Origin of the sequence: Glycomyces sambucus (assembly GCF_900102815.1) — a bacterium.
GTDB classification, from domain to species: Bacteria; Actinomycetota; Actinomycetes; order Mycobacteriales; family Micromonosporaceae; genus Glycomyces; species Glycomyces sambucus.
On sequence record NZ_FNGF01000006.1, the window covers coordinates 381,741 to 401,912 of the forward strand.

Consider the following 20,172-nt stretch of genomic DNA (forward strand, 5'->3'; position numbering starts at 1 on the left):
GGGCGCTCCCCTTCGCCATTTTATATAAGGCATGTATATAGTTGTTCTATGGTTTCACGGAGCCCCGAAGGCATCGACCAGTTGGCCGCGCGCCTCATCTCCCAGGGGAGCCGCTTCGCGCGCACCGCCTCGCGCCGGGCCGGGACGCAGCGGTCCCTCATCGCCCTCCGCGCGCTCGCCAACCTCCAGCAGGAAGGCGACCTGCGCGTGGGCGAACTCGCCCTGCGCGAGGCCATCACCCAGCCCGCGATGACCGCCGCCGTGAACCGCCTCGAAGCGGACGGCCTCGTCGCGCGCGGCACCGACCCGGCCGACGCCCGCGCCGCCGTCGTCAGCCTCACCGAGGCCGGCGCCGAAGAGCTCCACCGGTTCCGCATGCGCGCCGCCGCGAAGGTGCGGCCCGCGCTCGAAGGGCTCGGCAAGGACGACCTGGCCGTGCTCACCAGGGCCGCCGACCTGCTCCAGGAGCTGGCCGACCGCCTCAACCAGGAATGATCCCGGGGCCCGGACCCCGTGCAAGGAAAGAAGTGCCCGAATGCCTGACACGAAGCAGCCGTCGATCCTGCGCCAGCCGACGGCGGTGTGGGCGATCGCGTTCGCCTGCGCGGTGTCGTTCATGGGGATCGGCCTCGTCGACCCGATCCTGCCCGCCATCAGCGAAGGGCTGCGCGCCACGCCCTCGCAGACGATGCTGCTGTTCACCAGCTACCTGCTCATCACCGCGGTCGCGATGTTCTTCAGCGGCTTCATCTCCAGCCGCGTCGGCGTCAAGCGGACGCTGATCGGGGGCCTCGCCCTCATCGTCGTGTTCGCGGGCCTCGCGGGCGCCTCGGACACCGTCGGCCAGATCATCGGCTTCCGCGCCGGATGGGGCCTGGGGAACGCCCTGTTCATCTCGACCGCGCTCGCCGCGATCGTCGGCGCCGCCAGCGGCGGCAGCCGCCAGGCCGTGATCCTCTACGAGGCCGCGCTCGGCATCGGCATGGCCGTGGGCCCGCTCCTGGGCGGCGCGCTCGGCGAGGCATCCTGGCGCGGGCCGTTCTTCGGGACGGCCGCGCTCATGGCGATCGCCCTGGCCGCGATCGTCGTGCTCCTGCGCGGCCCGGCCGCGAAGCCCGAGCCCGTGCCGTTCACCGCGGGCCTGTCGGCGCTGCGCGACCGGGCGCTGCGCACCCTCGCGGTCACCGCCCTGTTCTACAACTACGCGTTCTTCACGCTGCTCGCGTACACCCCGTACCCGCTCGAGGCCGCGGCCGCCAAGGCGGGCATGGACTTCGGCGCGCACGAGCTGGGCCTGGTCTTCTTCGGCTGGGGCGCGGCGCTCGCCGTCACCTCGGTGTTCGCGGCCCCGGTCCTGACGCGGCGGTTCGGGCTGCTCCCGGTCCTGTACTCGATGTTCGGCCTGCTCGCGGTCGGCTTGGCGGTCATGGGGATCGGGGTGGACTCGGTGTCGGTGCTCGTCGTGGTGGTGATCGCCGCGGGCCTGTTCCTCGGCGTGCCCAACACGGCCCTGACCGAGACGGTGATGGAGGCGACCGACCTGCCCCGCGGCGTCGCGTCCTCCACGTACTCGGGCGTGCGGTTCCTCGGCGGCGCCATCGCGCCGGCGGTCTCCGGCTCGATCGCCGGGGCGTGGGGCGACGGCGCGCCGTACTGGTTCGGGGTCGCGGCCCTCGCGGTGTCGATCGCGGTGCTGGCCTTCGGGAAGCGCACGCTCGCGCACCTGACGCGGCCGGAGAACACCCCGGTGGCCGAGGCGCAGCTCATCACCGTGGGCGACGAGGTCTAGCGGCTCAGGCGGACTCGCGCAGGACCAGGACCGGGTCGAAGATGACCGAGGTCGGCTCCGGCGACGGGTCGTCGAGCCGGTCGAGCAGCAGCCGCACCATCTCGGCGGCCATCTCTTCCAGTGGCTGGCGGATCGTGGTGATCCCGGGGCGGCTCAGGCGGGCCGGGGCGCTGTCGTCGAAGCCGACGACCGCCACGTCCTCGGGCACGCGCCGCCCGTGGTCCCCCAGCGCGTGGATCGCGCCCTGCGCCATGAGGTCGCTCGCGGCGAAGACCGCGTCGAGGTCGGGGACCCGGTCGAGCAGCTCCTTCATCGCGCGTTCGCCGCTGTCGTAGGTGAACCCGCCTTCGCAGACGGGCACGAACGGGCAGCCGTGGCGGGCCCAGCCCTCCTCGTACCCGGCCTGGCGCTCCTGGGCGGCGGGGATCTCCAGCGGTCCGGTGATCGCCACGGGCCGGCGGCGGCCGATCGAGGCGAGGTGGGCGGCGGCCATCCGGCCGCCCTCGCGGTGCGCGAGGTCCACATAGCTCACCGGGCCGGGGCTGGCCGGGCGCGCGAACCGCACCGACGGCCGGCCCACGTCGGCGAGCATGGCGGGCAGCCGCTCGTCGGGGTACGTGGAGATGAGCAGGGCCCCGTCCGCGTTGCCCTGCTTGAAGTACGCGGTGATCGCGAGGTCGTCGGCGGCGTTCTCGGCGAGCATGAGCGCGGGGAAGATCCCGCGCGGTTTCAGGGCGCCGATGATCCCGGTGAGGAGGCGCCCGAAGAACGGGTCGGTGAGGAACTGGCCGGCGTTGAGGCTGTCGCTCAGGTCGGTCCCGGCGACGACCACGCCGACCGCCTCGCTGCGGCGGGTCACCAAGGAGCGCGCGGCCCGGTTCGGGACGTACCCGGTGGCCTCGACCGCGCGGCGCACGACCTCCTGGATCTCGGGGGCGACGTTCCGGGTCCGGTTGATGACCCGCGAGACCGTCGCGCGCGAGACGCCGGCGACGCGCGCGACGTCCTCAAGCGTCGGGGAGGGATCAGCGCTCATCGACCAGTTATAGCACGTTCTCGGAAATCGCTCTCCCACAGGAAAAGCCGCACCGGCGTGCATACCGCTCGAACGGGTCGCCGATTCGGCCGGATTATCTATATATCGAAGAACTTGACAATCTCGAAATCCGCGTTTTAGCATGAGTTCGTGGGAGAGCGCTCTCCCATACCGATCCCGACACAGCCCGGCAATGATCCATCCGTTCCTTCCCTTCCGCACCTCCCAGGAGGCCCATATGCAGGAACAATCCCCACCGGACCACCGCGGCTTCAAGCGCCGGGCGGCACTCGGCGGCGCCGCCGCCGCAGCGGTCGCCGCGGGCATCGGCGTCGGCGGCGTCGTCGCCCGGGCCCAGGCCCAGCCGGCGAACGCCTGCGGCGAGGACCCCGACGTCCTCCCGCCGACCGACGCCTACGACCCCGACCTCGGCCCCAACACCCACCTCTTCGGCCCGTCCACCCCGGCCGCCGAGATCCAGAGCGCGGTCGACGCCATCACCGCTTCGATGCGCACCAACCAGTTCGGGCGCGAGCGCCACGCCGTGCTCTTCCGCCCCGGCACCTACGCCGCCGACATCGACCTGCGGTTCTACACGCAGGTCGCCGGGCTCGGGCTCCTGCCCGGCGACACCGTCATCGACGGCCACGTCCGGGTCGAGGCCGACTGGCTCCCCCAGGGCGACGACCGCCCCGACTACCTCGGGAACGCGACCCAGAACTTCTGGCGCTCGGTCGAGAACCTCGCCATCCGCAACCCGAGCGGGCAGATCGCCCGCTGGGCGGTCTCCCAGGCGGCCCCGTTCCGCCGCATCGACCTGCGCACCACCGAGATGCAGCTGTGGGACGGCTACGAGGGCTGGGCCTCCGGCGGGTTCTTCGCCGACTCCCGGATCTCGGGCCGCGTGGTCTCCGGATCGCAGCAGCAGTTCTTCACCCGCAACTCCAACCTCCAAGGGGGATGGGCGGGCTCGGTGTGGAACATGGTGTTCGTCGGCACCGCCGGCGCCCCCGCGAACCACTTCCCCGACCCCTCGCACACCGTCGTCGACCGGGCGCCGGTGATCCGCGAGAAGCCGTTCCTCTACACCGCCGCCGACGGCGAGTTCCGGGTCTTCAAGCCTGCGATCAGGCGCGACGCCACCGGCACCAGCTGGGAGTCCGGCGCCCCCGCGGGCACGTCGATCTCGCTCGCCGAGTTCTTCGTGGTCAACCCGGGCGAGGACGTCGCCACCGTCGAGCGGGCCCTCGCCGAGGGCCGCCACCTGCTCTTCACGCCCGGCGTCCACGAGTTCGACCGGACCCTGAACGTCACCGCGCCCGGGACCGTGGTCCTCGGACTCGGCCTGGCGACGATCATCCCCACCGGCGGCCAGACCGCCATCGCCGTCGCCGACGTGGACGGGGTGGTCCTCGCCGGGCTCCTCATCGACGCCGGGGAGGCCGAGTCCGACGTGCTGGTGCAGATCGGCCCGCCCGGCTCGGCCGCCGACCACGGCGCCGACCCGGTCTCGCTCCACGACCTGTTCGCGCGCATCGGCGGCGCGCATCCGGGCTCGGCCCGCGTCAGCCTGGAGGTGAACTCCCGGCACGTGATCGCCGACCACCTGTGGCTGTGGCGCGGCGACCACGGCGAGGGCATCGGCTGGGACGTCAACCCGGCCGCCAACGGCATGGTCGTCCACGGCGACGACGTGACCGCCTACGGCCTCTTCGCCGAGCACTACCAGGAGTACCAGGTCATCTGGGCCGGCGAGCGCGGCCGGACCTACTTCTTCCAGAACGAGATGCCCTACGACCCGCCGGACCAGGCGACCTGGCGCACCGGCGCCAACGGCTGGGCATCGTACAAAGTGGACGACGCGGTGGCCGAGCACGCCCTGTGGGGCGGCGGGGGCTACTGCTTCTTCAACACCAACCCGAACGTCGTGTGCGACCGGGTCTTCGAGACCCCCGGCCACGGCGGCATCCGGCTCACGTCCCTGGTCAGCGTCTCGCTCGGCGGGGTCGGCACGATCCGCCGGGTCGTCAACGAGACCGGCGGCCAAGTGGACTCCGGCACCTTCACCAGCTACGTGGTGGCGTACCCGTGACCCCCCGAACCCGAACAGGAGCTTCGATGCGAACCCCCTTGTCCAGCAGAGCACTGACTCGCAGAGCGTTGCCCCGCAGAGCGATCGCAATGCTCACGGCGCTCTTCTGCGCCGCGGGCGCGTGGGCGGTGGCCCTCGCGCCCGCCCAGGCCCAGGAAGCGGAGGCCCTGCTCTCCCACCAGCGGCCGGCCTCGGCCTCGTCGGTGGAGAGCGCCGACTACACCCCGGCGTCGGCGGCCTTCGACGGCGACCCTGGCACCCGCTGGTCCTCGCAGTTCAGCGACGACCAGTGGATCCAGGTCGACCTCGGCGGGCAGTTCGACCTGACGCGGGTCGAACTCGTCTGGGAGGCCGCGTACGCGACCGCCTACGAGATCCAGGTGTCGGCGGACGGCACGAGCTGGACCACCGCGTACGCCGAGTCCTCGGGCGGCGGCGGATCGGAGTCGATCACCCTCGACGCGACCGGCCGCTACGTCCGGATGCAGGGCCTCGACCGGGTCGGCGGCTACGGGTACTCGCTGTGGAGCTTCGACGTCTACGGCTGCGCCGCGGGCGGCGGCAGCGAGGTCCCCGACGGCCCCGCCGAGGTCGAGGTCATCGGCTCCCAGGGGAACTGGCAGCTCACCGTCGACGACGAGCCGTTCACCATCAAGGGCCTGACGTGGGGGCCCTCCCCCGCCGAGGCCGCCGCGCTCATGCCCGAGGTCGCCGCGATGGGCGTGAACACGTTGCGCACGTGGGGCACCGACGCCTCCTCGCTGCCGCTGCTCGACGCGGCCGCCGCGCACGACGTGCGGGTCATGCTCGGCTTCTGGCTCCTGCCCGGCGGCGGGCCCGGCTCGGGCGGGTGCATCGACTACACGACCGACACCACCTACAAGAACCAGGCGCTCAGCGACATCACCGGCTGGGTCGAGGTGTACCGGGACCACCCGGCGGTCCTGATGTGGAACGTCGGCAACGAGTCGGTGCTCGGGCTCCAGAACTGCTACAGCGGCGCGGTGCTCGAAGCGCAGCGCAACGCGTACACGGCGTTCGTCAACGACGTGGCGGTGGCGATCCACGCGATCGACGCCGACCACCCGGTGACCTCCACCGACGCGTGGACCGGCGCCTGGCCGTACTACGAGGCGAACTCCCCCGACCTCGACCTGCTCGCCGTGAACTCCTACGGCGACATCTGCGGGGTCGAGGAGGCGTGGGAGGCCGGCGGCTACGACCGGCCGTACGTCGTCACCGAGACCGGCCCGGCCGGCGAGTGGGAGGTCCCCGACGACGCCAACGGGGTCCCCGACGAACCGTCCGACGTGGACAAGGCCGCGGCGTACACCGAGGCGTGGGACTGCATCACCGGCCACGAGGGGGTCGCGCTCGGCGCGACGATGTTCCACTTCGGCACCGAGGGCGACTTCGGCGGCGTGTGGTTCAACCTCTACCCCGGCGGCAACCGGCGCCTGTCGTTCTACGCGGTCGCCGAGGCGTACGGCGGGACGGCGCAGGCGAACACGCCTCCCGTCATCTCCGGCATGGACCTGGGCCTGGACGGTCCCGTGGTCGGCGGCGAGGAGTTCACCGTCGACCTCGACGTGGCCGACCCCGACGGCGACACCCTCGAGTACATCCCGATGGTCAACAGCGCCTATGTGAACGGCTCATGGGACATGCTGCTGGCGGACTACACCGTCAACGCCGACGGCACGATCGACATCCGCGCGCCCGAGATCCTCGGGGTGTGGAAGCTGTACGTCTGGGTCGAGGACGGCCACGGCAACGTCGGCGTCGAGAGCCGGTCCTTCGAGGTGACGCTCCCCGATGTGGAGGGCGAGAACATCGCGCAGGGGCGCCCGGCCGAGGCGTCCACCTTCCAGGAGTGGGGCGGCCACACGCCGGCCGCGGCCTTCGACGGGGACCTCGCGACCCGCTGGGCCAGCGAGTGGGCCGACGACCAGTGGCTGCGCGTCGACCTGGGCTCGAGGCGCGACTTCGACGCCGTCCAGCTCGTGTGGGAGACCGCGTACGCCACCGGCTATCAGATCCAGGTGTCGGACAACGGCGCCGACTGGACCACGATCCACACCGCGACCGGCGGCAACGGCGGCGCGGACACCCTCCAGGTCTCCGGCGCGGGCCGCTACGTGCGCGTCCTGTGCACCGACCGCGCCACCGAGTGGGGCTTCTCGCTCTACGAGTTCGGCGTCTACACCTGATGATCCGCGGGCGGGCCGCGGCGCGGCCCGCCCCTTCCCGAAAGGACACCGAGATGCGACTGCGTCACGCCGCGATCGCCCTGGCGGGCCTCGCGGCGGCCCTCACCACCCTGGTCGCGATCCCCACCGCGACCGCCGACGACCTGGTGACCCACCATGAGTTCCAGGCCAACTGCACCGTCGACCACACGGCGAACGACGACCCGATCGTCTACCCCGGCGTCCCCGGCGCCTCCCACAACCACACGTTCATCGGCAACACGAACGTCGACGCGTACACCGACCTCGACGACCTCAAGCAGGGCACCACGACCTGCCTGGTGCCCGACGACCAGTCGGCGTACTGGTTCCCGACCCTCTTCCGCGGCACGGAGCCGATCCTCACGGACTGGCACCTGGTCGTCTACTACAAGTCCGGGGTCGAGGACTACACCACTGTGGAGCCGTTCCCGGAGGGCCTGCGCTTCGTGGCCGGCGACATGATGGCGACCGCGCAGGAGTTCCAGAACGCGCCCGGGCAGGTCGAGGGCTACGAGTGCGGGGAGTCGTTCCACAACTGGGACATCCCCTCGTACTGCTCCTCGTGGCTGAACATCCGCTACCAGTCGCCGAGCTGCTGGGACGGGGTCAACCTCGACTCGCCGAACCACAAGAGCCACATGGCGTACCCCGTCGACGGCTCCTGCCCGGCGTCGCATCCCGTCCCGGTCCCGATGATCGAGTTCAAGATCCACTGGCCGGTGCAGGGCGACATGACCGGCGTCCACCTCGCCAGCGGGCCCGGCTCCTCCTGGCACTACGACTTCTTCAACGCCTGGGAGCCCGACACGCTCGCCGCCATGGTCGAGCACTGCATCAACGGCGGCCTCCAATGCGACTCGCGGGGTTACGACCTCTACAAGCCGCACCGGGGCCAGGTCCTCGACGAGGACTACGAACTCATCCGCTGAACCGCAGGGCCCCGGGCGCAAGCCCGGGGCCCTGCGCGCTAGAGCTCGGTCATGTCGATGTGGTCCATGTTCCCCTTGCGGGTGACGCTGTCGACCCGGAAGCTCGTGCCCTTGTCGAAGAGGATCTCCTCCTCGTCGTGCGGGGAGTACTTCGTGACGTTCTTGCCGTTCTTCCCGTTGATGTTGAACAGGGTGTCGCCCTTGAAGTCCCCGCTCAGGGCCGTGTCCTGGTTCTTGGACGTGCTCGTGAACGCGTTCTCCTTCACGACGTTCCCCGGCTGGTACTGGTTGCGCACGTCCGGGAGGTTGCGCAGGTCGGCCCCGCGGTAGGTCTTCCCGGGCTCGTTCGGCAGCTTCCCGAGCGCCTCGGAGACCCGGTCGGCCTTCTCGTCGAACTTCTTGCGCATGGGGCCCAGCGTCTGCGAGGGGTCGCGCAGGTGCGGGTTCATCTGCCGGAAGCCGCCCTGGGTGTACGAGCTGAGCGCGGCCTCGTCCTCGGGGGTGAGGTCCTGCTTCGGCTTCGGCTTGGGCGGCACCGGCGGCGGCTTCTTCTTCAGGTCCTCCGGCTTGGGCTTCGGGGGGACCGGCGGCGGGGTCTTCTTCTTCTTGAGCAGGTCCTCGGGCTTCGGCTTGGGCGGCACCGGCGGGGGCACCTTCGAACGCTCCGACCCCTTCGCGAGGCGGAACACCTTCGCGTCCTCGAGGGGCTTGGACAGGAGCTTCGCGCCCACGGGCGACGAGCTGCGCTTGGGGGGCATGGGGCTCCTCAGCCGTTCAGGATCTTGGTGGTGGCCATGCCGATGAGCTGGTCGATGATGAGCCCGGCGATCTTCTTGAACACCGGGATCTGCGCCAGCGACGCCCCGAACGTGACCGCCGCGGTGGCGATCGCCCACGCGATCTGCACCGTCAGGACCACGAGCTGGACGATCACCTGGATCTTCAACGCCAGCACCAGGGCCGCGGCGATCGTCAGTCCGATGTTGATGACCAGCGCCGGCTCGGCGGCGTCGCGGAGGTTCGCCGGCGGGGACTCCTCGTGCTCCCACTCGGTCTGGAACGCGTCGATCTCGGCGCCCCGGTTCCCCTCCACGAGGAGGCGGGCCGCTTCCTGGAGTTCTTCGACGCGCGGCCCGATCTTGTCGGCCATCCCGGTCCACTCGCCCGCGAGCGCGAACAGCGACTCCTCGTCGGACTCGGGCCAGGTGAAGCCGAGCACGCCGAGCAGGCCGATCAGCTCGGAAGGCAGGTCCATGCCCATGGGGCTCCTCTACTCGGTGGCGGCCGGGGCCGGCCCGGCCTTGTCGTCGATCTCGCCCGACAGGCCGGCGAACAGCGCGGCGATCACGTCGTCGTTGGCCTGGTGGGATTCGGCCATCTCCCGCAGCGAGGCGCTGTAGTAGGCCAGCTCCTCGATGTTGCTGGTGAAGCACTCGGTGACGGCGCCGCTGAGCGCCCCGTGGGCCGTGCCCAGGAGGGTGCCGATGTCGTCGCCGCCGAACGCGTCGGCGTACTTCTCGATCGCGGCGGTGAACTCGTCGTGCAGTTCCTGGACCCCGGTGCCGGCCGTCTCCAGCGCCTCGGCGGCCCTGCGCATCGTCTCGGGGCTGATCTCGAACCCGGACACGGTCACCTGCTCCCGTGGAGGCGGGTCATGACCTGGTCGATCGAGTCGGTCATCGCGTGGAACTGGCGCAGCGAGCGGTCTTGGAGGTCGGCGAGCCGCTGGTTGACCGCGTCGAGGTCGGGGACCTCGTCGCCGGTGTCGAACTCGCGGGCGCGCTGGTCCAGGCCCTGGTTGACGAGCTCCATGATGCGCGGGCCGAGGTCCTCCGAGCCGTCCCGGATCGCCCGCGCGTTCAGGTACAGCTCCGACAGCCGCCCGTCCGCGCCGATGGTGATCCTGATGCGACCCTTGTCGTCCTGCACGGTCACCGCCTCGACCGGCTTCACGGCCGCCGCCGCACTCCCGAGCTCCGCCCGGGCGTCCGCGAGCTGCTGGGCGATCTGTTCCTGACTGAACATCCGGTCTCCGGCCTTCCCGTTCGAGGAATCATCAGAATACCGACATCCCCACCCCCAACGGGCCCGCCCCACTCACTCCCGCCACCACACCACTACCCTTGCGCCCCTGCCGAAATGCCATCGCCCATCGACGGCACAGGCCCGCGGCCAGAGCCACAACCGGTGACAAGTCCCGGAGTCGCAAGAGCCACTTACATCCGCAATACGAGGACAAAACAAAAGGCCCGCGAAGCGGGCCCGTGTGTTCGTATTCGATTTGATTGGCTGGCCTATTGGAGACGTACGGGCACGCCCTGCCTCAAGTACAGGCCCTGTACCAGCGCCTCACAGCACCCTACACCGCCCAAACCGCCCACGACACAACGGAAAGGCGGTGAGCGAGCAGATGTGCGCGAAGCGAATCCCAGGCACGAACACAGGCGACTTCAACGAGATAACCAACCGCCTGACCAGCCGAGACTTCGACATCCTCGAAGCCCTGGAGAAGTACAAGATCATGACCGCCGGCATGCTCGAAGCCCAGTTCTTCCCCTCCCGCCACCAGGCCGGAGCCCGCCTGCTGACGCTCTTCGAGCTGGGACTTCTCGACCGCTGGCGAAGCCCTGAGAGCAAGGCGTACCGCTATGTCCTCGGCTGGAGAGGGCAACACATCCGGGCAGCGATCAAGGGAGAGAAGCCGCCGCGGAAGCAGGATGCGATCTTCCAGGCGCAACACCGGTTTCTGTCCCAGCACCGCGCCCATACTGAAGGCGTGAACGCCTTCTTCTGCCGCCTCTACTACTCGGCACGGAACCGATCCGACGTGAAGGTCAAGGAGTGGTCAGATCTCGACCTAGGCGTGCTCTCGATCAAGCCAGACGGAACCGGGGAAGTCTCCTGGCAAGACGGCCAAACCCTCCGGTTCTGGCTAGAACACGACCGCGGCACCGAGACCCTGAAGTACCTCGCCAGGAAGATCACGTCGTACAACGACAAGGTCCGCCGCTACGTGGACCGACGGGACACGGTCCTCCTCTTCGAGCTCTCAAGCCAGCGCCGCCTGCGCAACTTCCTTCCAGTCGCAACCGACACCTGGAAGTCATGCATGGCCGAATGGGAGAACCCCAGCCTGATCGTGGGCATCAGCATCGCGACTCAGAACGAGCGGACCTTCACCCGCCCCGAGGAGTTCCCAGACGCCTTCAACGACCGCCGCTGGCAAATCCTCGGCTGGTCCGGCACCTACAACCTGACTGAACTTCCCACTCTCGCCGCCGAGATGCGAAACCCAAACCGGCCCGCCTGACCCCCAGGGGGTCGACCCCACAAGGTCGGCCCCCACCCAACCCCTCGCACGAACCCCACCTTTGACTTGTACAGCCAAAACCCACGTTCACGCAGCTCAGACGCAGTAACCAACTACACCCCAGAACCCCTAATACATAGTCCCAGGGCGAGGTTTTTCAAAGGTCCCGTCATCGCCGGTGCCCGGCTCACCCACCCGGACCAGGACATCGGCTGCCGAAGCAACCACATCAGCTCCTTCAACACACCTCACGTACTAGACACCTGGTAGTCCGGTTAGCGACAGCTCCGCACTACAACCGTCCAAGTCATGGGAAATTAGATTCCATGTCTGCACCAGAATGCGGAGCCCCCACGAAGAAGAACGGACAACCCTGCCGTCGGCCTCGTTACCATCAGTGCAACGACCACAACAACGGTCAGCACTTGACTACAAGACCGCCATCCGAAGCCGCCCCGACCAAGCAACCCGGCGGAGACGAGCTACGCCGATACCGAGATCAAAGCTGGCAACGCCAAGAGGGACGGGTACTTCTCAAACTGCTCGGACCATCCAGAGCCCGTCAGCTACGCGGGCTGAAAGACTGTGAAGACCTCGCCAAGGTCGCCCACTACCTAGACCAAGCCGCTCGTCTCGAACCAGGCCCACTGCTCGACCAAGTCGAAGCGCTCTGCGGCCCAGCCACATCAGACCTGATCCGAACCCTCACGGAGAAGCTCGTACAACGCCTGACCGGCATCAACTCCCTCAAGGACGTCGCAAAAGCCCTCAGATTCGCAGGCATCTGGCACTGCGCCGTAGCCGGAATGCTCGAGACCTGCCCCTGTCTTACCCACGTGCGCCAGCAGGCAACAAAATCGCTCCGAGACGACGGCTTCGGCAATCTAGATCAGCTGTGAATCACACCGGAGCTCGATTTCGTTTAGTTAGCAATGACCAGAGCTAAACCTTCCGCCGGGCAGCCCTCTGCCCTCGCAGCGGGAGCTAGCCGTCAAGTACGGCGTGGCCCGCAACACCGCCGCGGAGGCGGTCAAGATCCTGGAGTCTGAAGGACTCATCGAGAGCCGCAACCGCGCACGCCCGACTGTCCGCGAGAAGCAGCGGCTCTTGCGGCTCGGTGCCGAGCGGTACTCCAACCGCCTGCGGAACGAGACCGGACTCTCGCCGTTCCGCGCCGAAGTCGAGAAGCAGGGCAAGACCGCCCGCGTCAACTGCACCTCGATCGAGCGCGTGCCCGCACCCGAGGAGATCGCCGAGCGCCTGAATCTCCCCGCGGACAACAATCGCCGAAGGCACCGTCCTCGCCACCTCCGCGAACATGGGCAAAGGCAGCCTCTACGGCCGCTTCGAAGACCGCGGCCACCGCATCACCTGGATCCGCGAAGAGAGCACCTCACACATGCCCATACCCACCGAGACCGAACGCCTCGCGATCCCGGCCGGCGTCCCCGTCATCAACGTCATCCACACCGGCATCAACCAGGACCAGCAGCCGTTCGAGGTCACCACGTTCACCATGCGCGTCGACCTCAACGGCCTCGACTACCGCATCCACATCGAGGACTGAATGAACCCCCGCCTCGCCGGAAGCCTCAGAGTCGCCGCCCTCGCCCTCCTCTGGGGCTCCGGCTTCCTCTGGATCAAGATCGCCCTCACCAGCTCCACCCCCATCCAGATCACCGTCATAGTTTTCGAGGTTCGATACGACCAATGAGAAACATACTATCGTCAAGCGCGCTACAAAGGGAATCTAATCCTCACGCCCCAGACATACTCTGTCACCGACTTTCGCTCCTCTCTGCATCCAACTAATCACATCTTTCGCGTCCACGCCTGATCGACAATCAGGGTCGGGATCAATCCAAACCAATGAATGAACCTCTGGCGATCGGTGGGCTATGAGCTTGAGCAGGCTTTTCAGAGTTCTATCCAGTGATGCAAGAATCCGATCTGAATTCTGAGCTGCGATGATCAGAAGGATGTCTTTCTCGATCGCATCTCGTCCCCTTGCAGACAACACTTCTTCATCCACAAGATCTTCGATCAGCTCGAATATCGCGTCGCGAAGAGATGCATTATCCTCAACCCAGACAACCCTCCCTTTCTGCTGCATGGAGCTTAGCCATGTAAGACCGAATCGATTACGATGATTTCTCCATTCCGCAGCAAGCTCAACACTCATTACCACTCTATGCTTAAGTTCGCGCAGAGAATACAGGAATTCGCGACAGTTGCGGGAACGAGGATGCTCTTGCTCCTTCTCAAAGCCCGCCGACGTGACAACACAAGTGTCGACGACAATTCGCCTAGACATATTACTCATGCCGGCGTCCGAACTTCGCAGCCACAGCGTCAAGATAGTTCGATTCTGCTTGCAAATATACTTGGTCAAAGTCCTCAGGCCAATCCCCAAAGGACCCATCAGGTTCAAGCATTGCAGTATCTACCTTAGTGAATCCAGTTATCGGATCTCGACCGAACCAGTTGAGACAAACATCTGCAGGAGCCAATACTCCTTGAGCAATTTTAGTTTGAATTGCCCTAATCAGAAGATCACTATGAGTCTCGACTATTACCCTTACGCCTCGGAGAACAGACTCAACAATTAGATCGCCAAACTCGTACTGAGCCCTCGGATGAAGATGAATTTCGGGTTGCTCAAGATAGACCATTTGACCAGGACTTGCCGCGATCAGTGCAACAATGACTGGCAACGTTTGTGAGACACCAAAACCCACGTCTGCAATACTGACAAGGTCGTGTGCCCCTCCTTGCCGTGCCCGAGGCAGACGGCCTACAACAAGTTCGACCCGCGTATCATCGATTCGTCTCGCTTCGACCTTCCAACTAAGGCCAAGTTTCTCCAAGCCCTTCCTGAGCCGGTCAAGTTTCTCTGTTACTTCACGGTTCTTCCATGCGGAAATAATCCCTGCCGCGTAGTCATGAAACTGCCCAGGGTAAGTCCCTTCCACTGCCGCCGTGCGGTAGGTTCGTTCCGGGTTTCCCCTGAGCGCGGGAAGATGAATAATTCGAGACAAATCTTGTTCAATCTTTTGAGTACTAAAGTCTTCATACATAAAATCAGCAATATTCCCCATTTTGAAACGCCGATTACCGGTGCCAATTTGCGCGGTGATTGCCAAAGCCCATCGCTCTCGAGAAACTTCAAGTCGAAGGCTTGAGTTCTTTTCGTCAATTTCTCTGAAATGCTTCAGAACATTTTCTATGCGCTTGATTCTTTTCCCAGACAACAGCGCCTCAATCTGCTTGTGCGTTAGACTCTCGCGCAAAGTATATGACGGTTCAGAGTCTGAATCCGAGCGAAGCTCGAATTCCTGCACCTTTAGATCATTCTTTGAGCTCTTTCCAAATTTAACCCGAACAGAGTTCGGGCCGGAAGCAATTCCGATGCTGAAACTGGAGACTCTCGAGCTTTCCGATTGACCCTTGGAAAGAATTTGAGGGATTTCCGTGACACTAACATTTGGGCCATCTAGCAGTAGCGGACCTGGATCATACGGCGCTTCAATTGTCTGTTTCAAAAGCAAAAGAGGTTGCATCATACTGGATTTCCCAGAACTGTTTACACCAGCATTAATGGTCAATTTACGTATTTCAATTGACTGGGGATCCTTGAGGGCTTTATAACCTTGGACCGTGATTCGATCGATTGCCATTTTGAAACCATCCGATATGCCTAATTGCTCAAACTTAGCGCGCGGGAACGCTTTACTTGCCCAGTATCCTATAAGCCCCGAGAACAATCTGTCCAGACACGCTTGGAAATTATTTCGAGTTGAGTCCTGGCAGATCCGATGAACGGGACTGAATTCGCATATTTGTACGGATGCGTCGTAAATTTGCGTAGTGTGCCCTGTGGTGAATCAGTAAAATCTCCAGAACCACAACACTCGAATTGTTTTCGTGCTCACTTCCATCTAACTCTCCAACTGGTTCCTTCCCGCCCCAGCTACCACTCGAGGCAAATTTTGGCTTGCATCTTCGAACGTTCTGCACATCATCAATTCCGCAGGCAGCCGCGCCAGCGAGGCGGACCGGAAGCAACACGGCCAGCAGCAGCACCTACAACGCGCGGTCGAAGCCTTCCCGGCGCATCATGCGATTAGCGACCTGTGCACACGGGCTGCCGCGTCCACCTTGCCGCTCCTAAGATGGATCGACGCGTATAACGACACCATCTTCAACCGGGCGCAGCTCCGAGCGCTGATTCCCGAGCTGCGAACCCTGGCAGAGGACTGCCTAACCGAGGAACGCGAAGCCATTGAAGAAAACCTTGCCCTCGCCGCCTTCGTCGATCGCGGCCCCACCGGTACCTCGACTTCAACGGCGATTGAGCCGCATCCTGGACTGCGGGAGCACTAGGGCGCGTCGAGGACCAGCAGTGCGTTGCCTGCCGCTGCACAGACACCAGCTGTCTGATTCAGACTCTTGAACGTGCTTTACACAAGGCGTCTGGCGCTTGTGAGATTTTACCTGTTCCCTCTCATAAGCACCAGACCACTGTATTCCCCATCAATCTAATTCTGATTGGGCGCGAAATAGTCGGTAAGCATTTCTCCCACCCAGGGCGGTTGGTGAGGGTTACCCCGGGGGCCCATCTCCTTGAACCAGGGTTTGATGTCGAGGACTGGGGTGCCGTCGATGGCGTCGAGGTCTTCGACATGTAGGTCGAGGCCGTCGACTTTGAGGAGCTTGCAGCGGCTTACGCCGAGCCAATTGGTCCGCCTCATGTTGCGGTGGCCGAAGACGCCGACTTTGGGCCACTCGGGGTTGTCGCGGGCGGCTCGGGCACCGAAGTGCAGGTCGGTCTTGTCGGTGAGGTGGAAGTGGAAGACGACCTCGAGGTGGGAGAACTCGTCGAGGCCTTGCACCGATTCTGCGGTGAAGTTGGGGTCGTCGATCCGGATTATCGCCTGGGTGCCGCCCCAGTAGTCGTCTGTGGGTTCCTTCCGCCCTCCGATGACGTGGGCGATCGGACGAACGCTGATGTCCTCTGACATGGCTCTCCCTGGATTTCTTATCTGGAGGCGAGGAGGAGGTCCTCGGCCCTGGCCCGTAGCTCTACTGCGGCTTCGACGTCGGTGCCTTGATGGGAGTCGAGTGTCGTGATCAGCGTCTTGACGACGCTTCGGGCACGGCCAGATCTGATTCCGTTCATGGCGTCCAGTGCTCGCGACCATGCATCGCAGGCTGATTCGAGTTCACCTTGCTGAGCAAAGACCTCGGCGAGATATCCGAGTGTGACGGCGTGCGTCCTGGCGAAGGTCTCGGCCCTGCGGGCTTCCACGCTTCGCTCGAACTCTCGAGCGGCGCCGTCGAGGTCGCCCATGTCGCGCAATGCGCAGGCGGTTTCGTGAGCAAGGGACGCTTCGCCGAAGAAAAAGACGCGGTCTGGTTCTTCGATTCCCGGATCGGCCGAAGCGAGATCGTCCTCAGCTTGGAGGAGCACTTGAGCAGCGGTACGGTGCTCGCCGGCCGAAACCAAGGTTCTTGCTCTCACGACTCTGAGGAGCGCTCGCTCTCGCGGTGTGGCTAGGTCAATGGATGGGCCAGTGATGGAGGCTGCGGAGAAGTTGACGGCGTTGGAGGTCTGTCCGAGGTCGTTCGCCTGGTGCGCCATCGCACGCAGGACGTGTCCACTGAGCGGTGCGTCTCCGGCTTCTGAAGCGAGTTCGACCGCCAGCGCGAAGGCTTGCTGCGCCTCGTGATGGCGACCGTCGTCGAATGCCATCCAGCCGACGAGATACGAAGCCTCGCCTGCCGCAGAGAAGAGCTCCCTACGGACGGCTTCGCTGCGGAAGCTTCCAGCGAGAGCTTCCGACACGTCGGTCTTGAGGTATTCGGCCAGTGCGTTCCGTGCGTGGCCGCCGCCTCGACGTTGATCGGCGCGGGAGAAGAGCGCGATCATGTCCTTGACTGCCGAGACATCGCCTGCGCCTATTCGCTGCGGCGCCGCGGTAGGCCCGCCGTCGACCCCGAGCAGGCCGGGAATCGAGCTGACACCGAGGGAAAGCAGTGCTCTGCGGCGAATGACATCCTCCTCTGCGAGCCGATGCCGCTCTTGGGCGACCACTTCACGGTAGGCCGTGATCACCTCGTTCGGTACCGGGCGTTGGTCGGTCTCGTAAAAGCCTAGGGCCGCTTTGCTCCAGGGCAGGCGGCGGGCCATGTCGCCAAGGCTGAGGTCGACGGCGGTTCGTGCCGCTCTGAGTTGCTGGCCTGGGGTCATCTGTAGACACCTTGTAGACGGTTTGAGTCTTCCTGTCGGCTTCGCTGTAGACGATGCTACAAGCATGGCTCCCGAGAGTCATCCACCGCTTACACATGGGCCCTGGCTGCTCAGGCGGTGCGCAAGCCAGTGTTGAGCGGCCCGCCTTCGGCTTCCACACTTCAGGCGGGCCGCCTCACCAGATCCACCAAAGGGAGAAATGGTGACGGCTCAGAGACTACGAGTCAACGACGAGAAGGGCAACCGGTCGGCCTCCGAAATCCTCGGATCGTGGATGACCGGCCGGGGCAACAAGCTGACGGTCATGGCGCGGAGGGGTACGGGATACGCGTCCGTGTGGCTCGACTACCAGGGGACACCCGTGAAGATCGGGTACGCGGTTCACGCGGGCGGTGTCGTTCGCGAGGTGCGGTGGGAGGAGCCGTGGCGGGAGCAGACCGATGCATGGAAGTCGCAGCAGCGGAGCCAGATCGCGGCACTGGTTGCGGCCTGGCACGCCGAGCGTCCAGAACCTCGGGAGCCTGAGCCGCTTCCCGCAAGCGTGGTCGGGACGTTCGAGGTTGATGGGTTCCGGTTCGCCGTCGAGCCCGTCACGGCCGCCGAGCACGTGGTGCTCTGCCTCGTCAGCGCAATGAACGAGCTGACCCCCATCGCCGACCTCCTCCATGAGGGCGGCCGGATCTGCGGAATGGTCACCCGCCCCGGTTGGAAGGCCGCTCCTGAAGCTCGGCGGCGCCGCTGGCGGGCCGAGGTCGAATCCATCCTTCTTCGTGCCGTCGAACGCGGCGCGCTCTGACCTTTCTCCACCGCGGAGCCACCGGGTGGGCGGTGGCTCCGCACCCCCATTTCTCTTCGTGAACTTGGAGCCTGTTGTGCTGCCTGCTGCAATCGATCTCGACGAACTGCTCATGGACCTGGACGTTCGCGGGTATGGCCTCATCCGCGCCGAGCCCGACCAGGAAGCGATGACCATGGCCGCCGCTCGTTTCGGAGCGCATGTGGGCGCCGGCTGGATGGGAGTCCGGCTGTTGGAATCCTCCGGCTCGGTTGATTGGCTGCCTCGCCATACGGAGCAGTTGGACGATCCTGAGCCGCTGCGCTACTTCGCGGTCGGGTGTTTGGAGGCGGCGAACAGCGGTGGAGCAACCTGCCTCTTCGACGGTCGTATCGCTGCCCGTGCGTTGTTGGAGTCTCGGCCCGAGCTGGCGCAGGTTCACATCACCTACAGGACCGAATGGCGGCCGACGGCTGCCACGCATCCTCTGGTCGTCCACGATCCGCGACACGGGGCTGTCTTGCGATTCCGGTCTGCGCTGGAGACCAACGCAGTTCAGGGGCCGTTGCCTCCCTCGGTCTCGGAGGCGGGCCTCTATGCCGAGGTCGAGGCGGCGCTCTCGGAAGCGGTCGCCGTGGTACATCGCTGGCGGCCTGGTGATCTGCTCATCGTCGACAACCGGGCAATGATCCACTCGCGTGAGCCGTTCACCGGCACGCGCCGGATGGCTCGCTACCGATACGACGACCCGCATTTCAAGACCGTCATAATCGCCCGATGAGACACATCCGCCTGCCCGCGCCAGTCCTCCGAGTGATCGCGCCAGGCATGCGGCTGTGGTGGCGGGTCCGCAAACCAGAGACGTTCGGGGTGAAGGCACTGCTGTTTCATCCCGATGGATCGGGGCGGTTTCTAGTCGTCCGTCATTCCTACAGCGATCCGCGCCGCTGGGGTCTGCCCGGCGGCGGTTACAAGCCGACCACGGAGAAACCAGCGCAGGCCATCGCGCGGGAAGTTGGCGAGGAGCTTGCCTTGACAGTCTCTACCGAGGCGTTCACCGTCCTGGACACCCTCGTGACGACGTTGGAAGGAAAGCGGGACACCTTGACGATCCTGCGGGCGGTCGCGCCGAGTGCGGAAGTGTCGCTTTCCCCGGAACTGACCGAATTCCGATGGATCGGAGATGTTCGGCAACTGGAACCGGCTCCGGTTTCCCGCTGGCTCGTTGCCGCGGTCTCACACGTAGATTGACGATGCCTCTAACCTGAGCGGAGGGAAGACCGCTGACAACGGGAGGATCAAGAGCGGTGGGCGAGGAACAAGACGACGATCTACTGACTCGACTCGTTGGAGCCGAGCTGTACTCGGTACAATTCGTTCGCGACTACGTGCAACTGCACTTTGAGAGCCTGGGAGAAGCGCCCTACCTCAGCTGCTTTGTCATGCCGGAGATCCGAAGTTTGCAGGGCGTGCATACACAGGAGATCTCGGAACATTCCCCGAGATACGCCGACGCTCTCAGGGCCTTGATCGGTGAGGAAGTGCGAGCAGTCTCGGCAGCGGCAGGCACTGGCCTGACTCTTGAGCTGCGGACCAGCGCGATTATCGTGAATCCGACTTCGACACAGCTCATCGGCCCCGAAATCGCCATGCTTTCAGGATTCAGTGACCGTGCTTGGGAGTTGTGGCAACCAGGCGAGGGCGAATTCGCCCATCTCGCATAGCTCAAGAGCTGTGGCAATAGCCGCCTTCGATAACGA

Annotated in this window: 20 protein-coding genes and 1 pseudogene; 12 read left to right on the top strand and 9 right to left on the bottom strand. The window is 65.3% G+C overall.

The features are described from left to right. Positions 1 to 48: 48 nt before the first annotated feature. Together BLS99_RS19570 and BLS99_RS19575 are read left to right on the top strand one after the other, a co-directional pair. Complete coding sequence (locus BLS99_RS19570; RefSeq protein WP_091053389.1) at positions 49 to 495, top strand: MarR family winged helix-turn-helix transcriptional regulator; 447 nt, start codon at positions 49 to 51, stop codon at positions 493 to 495. A gap of 40 nt (positions 496 to 535) precedes the next feature. Beyond that, positions 536 to 1,789 (top strand): MFS transporter, encoded by a 1,254-nt coding sequence (locus BLS99_RS19575; RefSeq protein ID WP_091053390.1) that lies wholly within the window; start codon positions 536 to 538, stop codon positions 1,787 to 1,789. Positions 1,790 to 1,793: 4 nt separating this feature from the next. Here BLS99_RS19575 and BLS99_RS19580 read toward each other — a convergent pair whose 3' ends face one another. After that, positions 1,794 to 2,825: a LacI family DNA-binding transcriptional regulator gene (locus tag BLS99_RS19580; RefSeq protein WP_091053391.1), complete on the bottom strand. Its 1,032-nt coding sequence runs from the start codon at positions 2,823 to 2,825 to the stop codon at positions 1,794 to 1,796. Between the two features lie 238 nt (positions 2,826 to 3,063). On the opposite strand from BLS99_RS19580, the gene BLS99_RS19585 reads away from it, so the two are divergent. The 3 genes from BLS99_RS19585 to BLS99_RS19595 all read left to right on the top strand — a co-directional run bounded on the left by BLS99_RS19585 (position 3,064) and on the right by BLS99_RS19595 (position 8,077). Then, positions 3,064 to 4,917, top strand: a complete 1,854-nt coding sequence (locus tag BLS99_RS19585) for a hypothetical protein (RefSeq protein ID WP_091053392.1) — start codon at positions 3,064 to 3,066, stop codon at positions 4,915 to 4,917. A gap of 89 nt (positions 4,918 to 5,006) precedes the next feature. After that, positions 5,007 to 7,127: a discoidin domain-containing protein gene (locus tag BLS99_RS19590; protein WP_218126729.1), complete on the top strand. Its 2,121-nt coding sequence runs from the start codon at positions 5,007 to 5,009 to the stop codon at positions 7,125 to 7,127. Positions 7,128 to 7,180: 53 nt separating this feature from the next. Continuing rightward, positions 7,181 to 8,077, top strand: a complete 897-nt coding sequence (locus BLS99_RS19595) for a DUF1996 domain-containing protein (RefSeq protein WP_176953442.1) — start codon at positions 7,181 to 7,183, stop codon at positions 8,075 to 8,077. 38 nt (positions 8,078 to 8,115) lie between these two features. On the opposite strand, the gene BLS99_RS19600 is transcribed toward BLS99_RS19595, so the two are convergent. From BLS99_RS19600 to BLS99_RS19615, 4 genes are read right to left on the bottom strand one after another with little or no spacing between them, the layout of a single operon-like run. Continuing rightward, positions 8,116 to 8,835 (bottom strand): ADP-ribosyltransferase, encoded by a 720-nt coding sequence (locus BLS99_RS19600; RefSeq protein ID WP_091053395.1) that lies wholly within the window; start codon positions 8,833 to 8,835, stop codon positions 8,116 to 8,118. An 8-nt stretch (positions 8,836 to 8,843) separates the two neighbouring features. Continuing rightward, complete coding sequence (locus BLS99_RS19605) at positions 8,844 to 9,332, bottom strand: WXG100-like domain-containing protein (RefSeq protein WP_218126730.1); 489 nt, start codon at positions 9,330 to 9,332, stop codon at positions 8,844 to 8,846. Positions 9,333 to 9,347: 15 nt separating this feature from the next. Beyond that, positions 9,348 to 9,704 carry a PE domain-containing protein gene (locus tag BLS99_RS19610; protein ID WP_143034877.1) on the bottom strand — a complete coding sequence of 119 codons (357 nt, stop codon included), beginning with the start codon at positions 9,702 to 9,704 and terminating at the stop codon, positions 9,348 to 9,350. Positions 9,705 to 9,706: 2 nt separating this feature from the next. After that, positions 9,707 to 10,102: a hypothetical protein gene (locus tag BLS99_RS19615; RefSeq protein ID WP_091053398.1), complete on the bottom strand. Its 396-nt coding sequence runs from the start codon at positions 10,100 to 10,102 to the stop codon at positions 9,707 to 9,709. A gap of 373 nt (positions 10,103 to 10,475) precedes the next feature. Here BLS99_RS19615 and BLS99_RS19620 point away from each other — a divergent pair, with 373 nt between their 5' ends. The 3 genes and pseudogenes from BLS99_RS19620 to BLS99_RS25790 form a co-directional block, all read left to right on the top strand. Continuing rightward, a complete protein-coding gene (locus BLS99_RS19620) occupies positions 10,476 to 11,387 on the top strand; it encodes a replication-relaxation family protein (RefSeq protein WP_091053399.1) in 912 nt (303 codons plus the stop codon). Positions 11,388 to 12,705: 1,318 nt separating this feature from the next. After that, positions 12,706 to 12,954, top strand: coding sequence for a UTRA domain-containing protein (locus tag BLS99_RS26680; protein WP_218126731.1), 249 nt, complete (start codon positions 12,706 to 12,708; stop codon positions 12,952 to 12,954). After that, positions 12,955 to 13,074 (top strand): annotated as a pseudogene (locus BLS99_RS25790) (EamA family transporter); the annotation flags it as partial. Between the two features lie 63 nt (positions 13,075 to 13,137). On the opposite strand, the gene BLS99_RS25795 reads toward BLS99_RS25790, so the two are convergent. The 4 genes from BLS99_RS25795 to BLS99_RS19640 all read right to left on the bottom strand — a co-directional run bounded on the left by BLS99_RS25795 (position 13,138) and on the right by BLS99_RS19640 (position 17,637). Beyond that, complete coding sequence (locus BLS99_RS25795) at positions 13,138 to 13,569, bottom strand: nucleotide exchange factor GrpE (protein WP_143034878.1); 432 nt, start codon at positions 13,567 to 13,569, stop codon at positions 13,138 to 13,140. A gap of 133 nt (positions 13,570 to 13,702) precedes the next feature. After that, on the bottom strand, positions 13,703 to 15,064 hold the full coding sequence (locus BLS99_RS19630; protein ID WP_091053550.1) for an AAA family ATPase: 1,362 nt from the start codon (positions 15,062 to 15,064) through the stop codon (positions 13,703 to 13,705). Between the two features lie 861 nt (positions 15,065 to 15,925). Further along, positions 15,926 to 16,408, bottom strand: coding sequence for an SAM-dependent methyltransferase (locus tag BLS99_RS19635; RefSeq protein ID WP_091053400.1), 483 nt, complete (start codon positions 16,406 to 16,408; stop codon positions 15,926 to 15,928). A gap of 17 nt (positions 16,409 to 16,425) precedes the next feature. After that, the gene (locus BLS99_RS19640) at positions 16,426 to 17,637 is read right to left on the bottom strand and encodes an NsdA family TPR-like regulatory protein (RefSeq protein ID WP_091053401.1); all 1,212 of its coding nucleotides are present in this window, start codon (positions 17,635 to 17,637) and stop codon (positions 16,426 to 16,428) included. Positions 17,638 to 17,836: 199 nt separating this feature from the next. Here BLS99_RS19640 and BLS99_RS26385 point away from each other — a divergent pair, with 199 nt between their 5' ends. The 4 genes from BLS99_RS26385 to BLS99_RS19655 all read left to right on the top strand — a co-directional run bounded on the left by BLS99_RS26385 (position 17,837) and on the right by BLS99_RS19655 (position 20,136). After that, a complete protein-coding gene (locus BLS99_RS26385) occupies positions 17,837 to 18,433 on the top strand; it encodes a hypothetical protein (protein WP_176953444.1) in 597 nt (198 codons plus the stop codon). A 76-nt stretch (positions 18,434 to 18,509) separates the two neighbouring features. Continuing rightward, entirely contained in the window at positions 18,510 to 19,193 is a 684-nt protein-coding gene (locus tag BLS99_RS19645; protein WP_176953445.1) for a TauD/TfdA family dioxygenase, read from the top strand. Then, complete coding sequence (locus tag BLS99_RS19650; RefSeq protein WP_176953446.1) at positions 19,190 to 19,663, top strand: NUDIX domain-containing protein; 474 nt, start codon at positions 19,190 to 19,192, stop codon at positions 19,661 to 19,663. Before BLS99_RS19645 ends, BLS99_RS19650 begins: the two co-directional genes overlap by 4 nt. Positions 19,664 to 19,719: 56 nt before the next feature. Continuing rightward, entirely contained in the window at positions 19,720 to 20,136 is a 417-nt protein-coding gene (locus BLS99_RS19655; protein ID WP_091053404.1) for a hypothetical protein, read from the top strand. Positions 20,137 to 20,172 lie beyond the last annotated feature (36 nt).

Excerpts from the sequence above, each read along its gene's own strand:
- BLS99_RS19615 (WP_091053398.1), bottom strand. The coding sequence starts at position 10,102 with ATGTTCAGTCAGGAACAGATCGCCCAGCAGCTCGCGGACGCCCGGGCG.
- BLS99_RS19600 (WP_091053395.1), bottom strand. The coding sequence starts at position 8,835 with ATGCCCCCCAAGCGCAGCTCGTCGCCCGTGGGCGCGAAGCTCCTGTCC.
- BLS99_RS19635 (WP_091053400.1), bottom strand. The coding sequence starts at position 16,408 with ATGTCAGAGGACATCAGCGTTCGTCCGATCGCCCACGTCATCGGAGGG.
- BLS99_RS26385 (WP_176953444.1), top strand. The coding sequence starts at position 17,837 with ATGGTGACGGCTCAGAGACTACGAGTCAACGACGAGAAGGGCAACCGG.
- BLS99_RS26680 (WP_218126731.1), top strand. The coding sequence starts at position 12,706 with ATGGGCAAAGGCAGCCTCTACGGCCGCTTCGAAGACCGCGGCCACCGC.
- BLS99_RS19585 (WP_091053392.1), top strand. The coding sequence starts at position 3,064 with ATGCAGGAACAATCCCCACCGGACCACCGCGGCTTCAAGCGCCGGGCG.
- BLS99_RS19605 (WP_218126730.1), bottom strand. The coding sequence starts at position 9,332 with ATGGACCTGCCTTCCGAGCTGATCGGCCTGCTCGGCGTGCTCGGCTTC.
- BLS99_RS19580 (WP_091053391.1), bottom strand. The coding sequence starts at position 2,825 with ATGAGCGCTGATCCCTCCCCGACGCTTGAGGACGTCGCGCGCGTCGCC.
- BLS99_RS19590 (WP_218126729.1), top strand. The coding sequence starts at position 5,007 with ATGCTCACGGCGCTCTTCTGCGCCGCGGGCGCGTGGGCGGTGGCCCTC.
- BLS99_RS25795 (WP_143034878.1), bottom strand. The coding sequence starts at position 13,569 with ATGAGTGTTGAGCTTGCTGCGGAATGGAGAAATCATCGTAATCGATTC.
- BLS99_RS19630 (WP_091053550.1), bottom strand. The coding sequence starts at position 15,064 with ATGGCAATCGATCGAATCACGGTCCAAGGTTATAAAGCCCTCAAGGAT.
- BLS99_RS19650 (WP_176953446.1), top strand. The coding sequence starts at position 19,190 with ATGAGACACATCCGCCTGCCCGCGCCAGTCCTCCGAGTGATCGCGCCA.
- BLS99_RS19640 (WP_091053401.1), bottom strand. The coding sequence starts at position 17,637 with ATGACCCCAGGCCAGCAACTCAGAGCGGCACGAACCGCCGTCGACCTC.
- BLS99_RS19570 (WP_091053389.1), top strand. The coding sequence starts at position 49 with ATGGTTTCACGGAGCCCCGAAGGCATCGACCAGTTGGCCGCGCGCCTC.
- BLS99_RS19575 (WP_091053390.1), top strand. The coding sequence starts at position 536 with ATGCCTGACACGAAGCAGCCGTCGATCCTGCGCCAGCCGACGGCGGTG.
- BLS99_RS19595 (WP_176953442.1), top strand. The coding sequence starts at position 7,181 with ATGCGACTGCGTCACGCCGCGATCGCCCTGGCGGGCCTCGCGGCGGCC.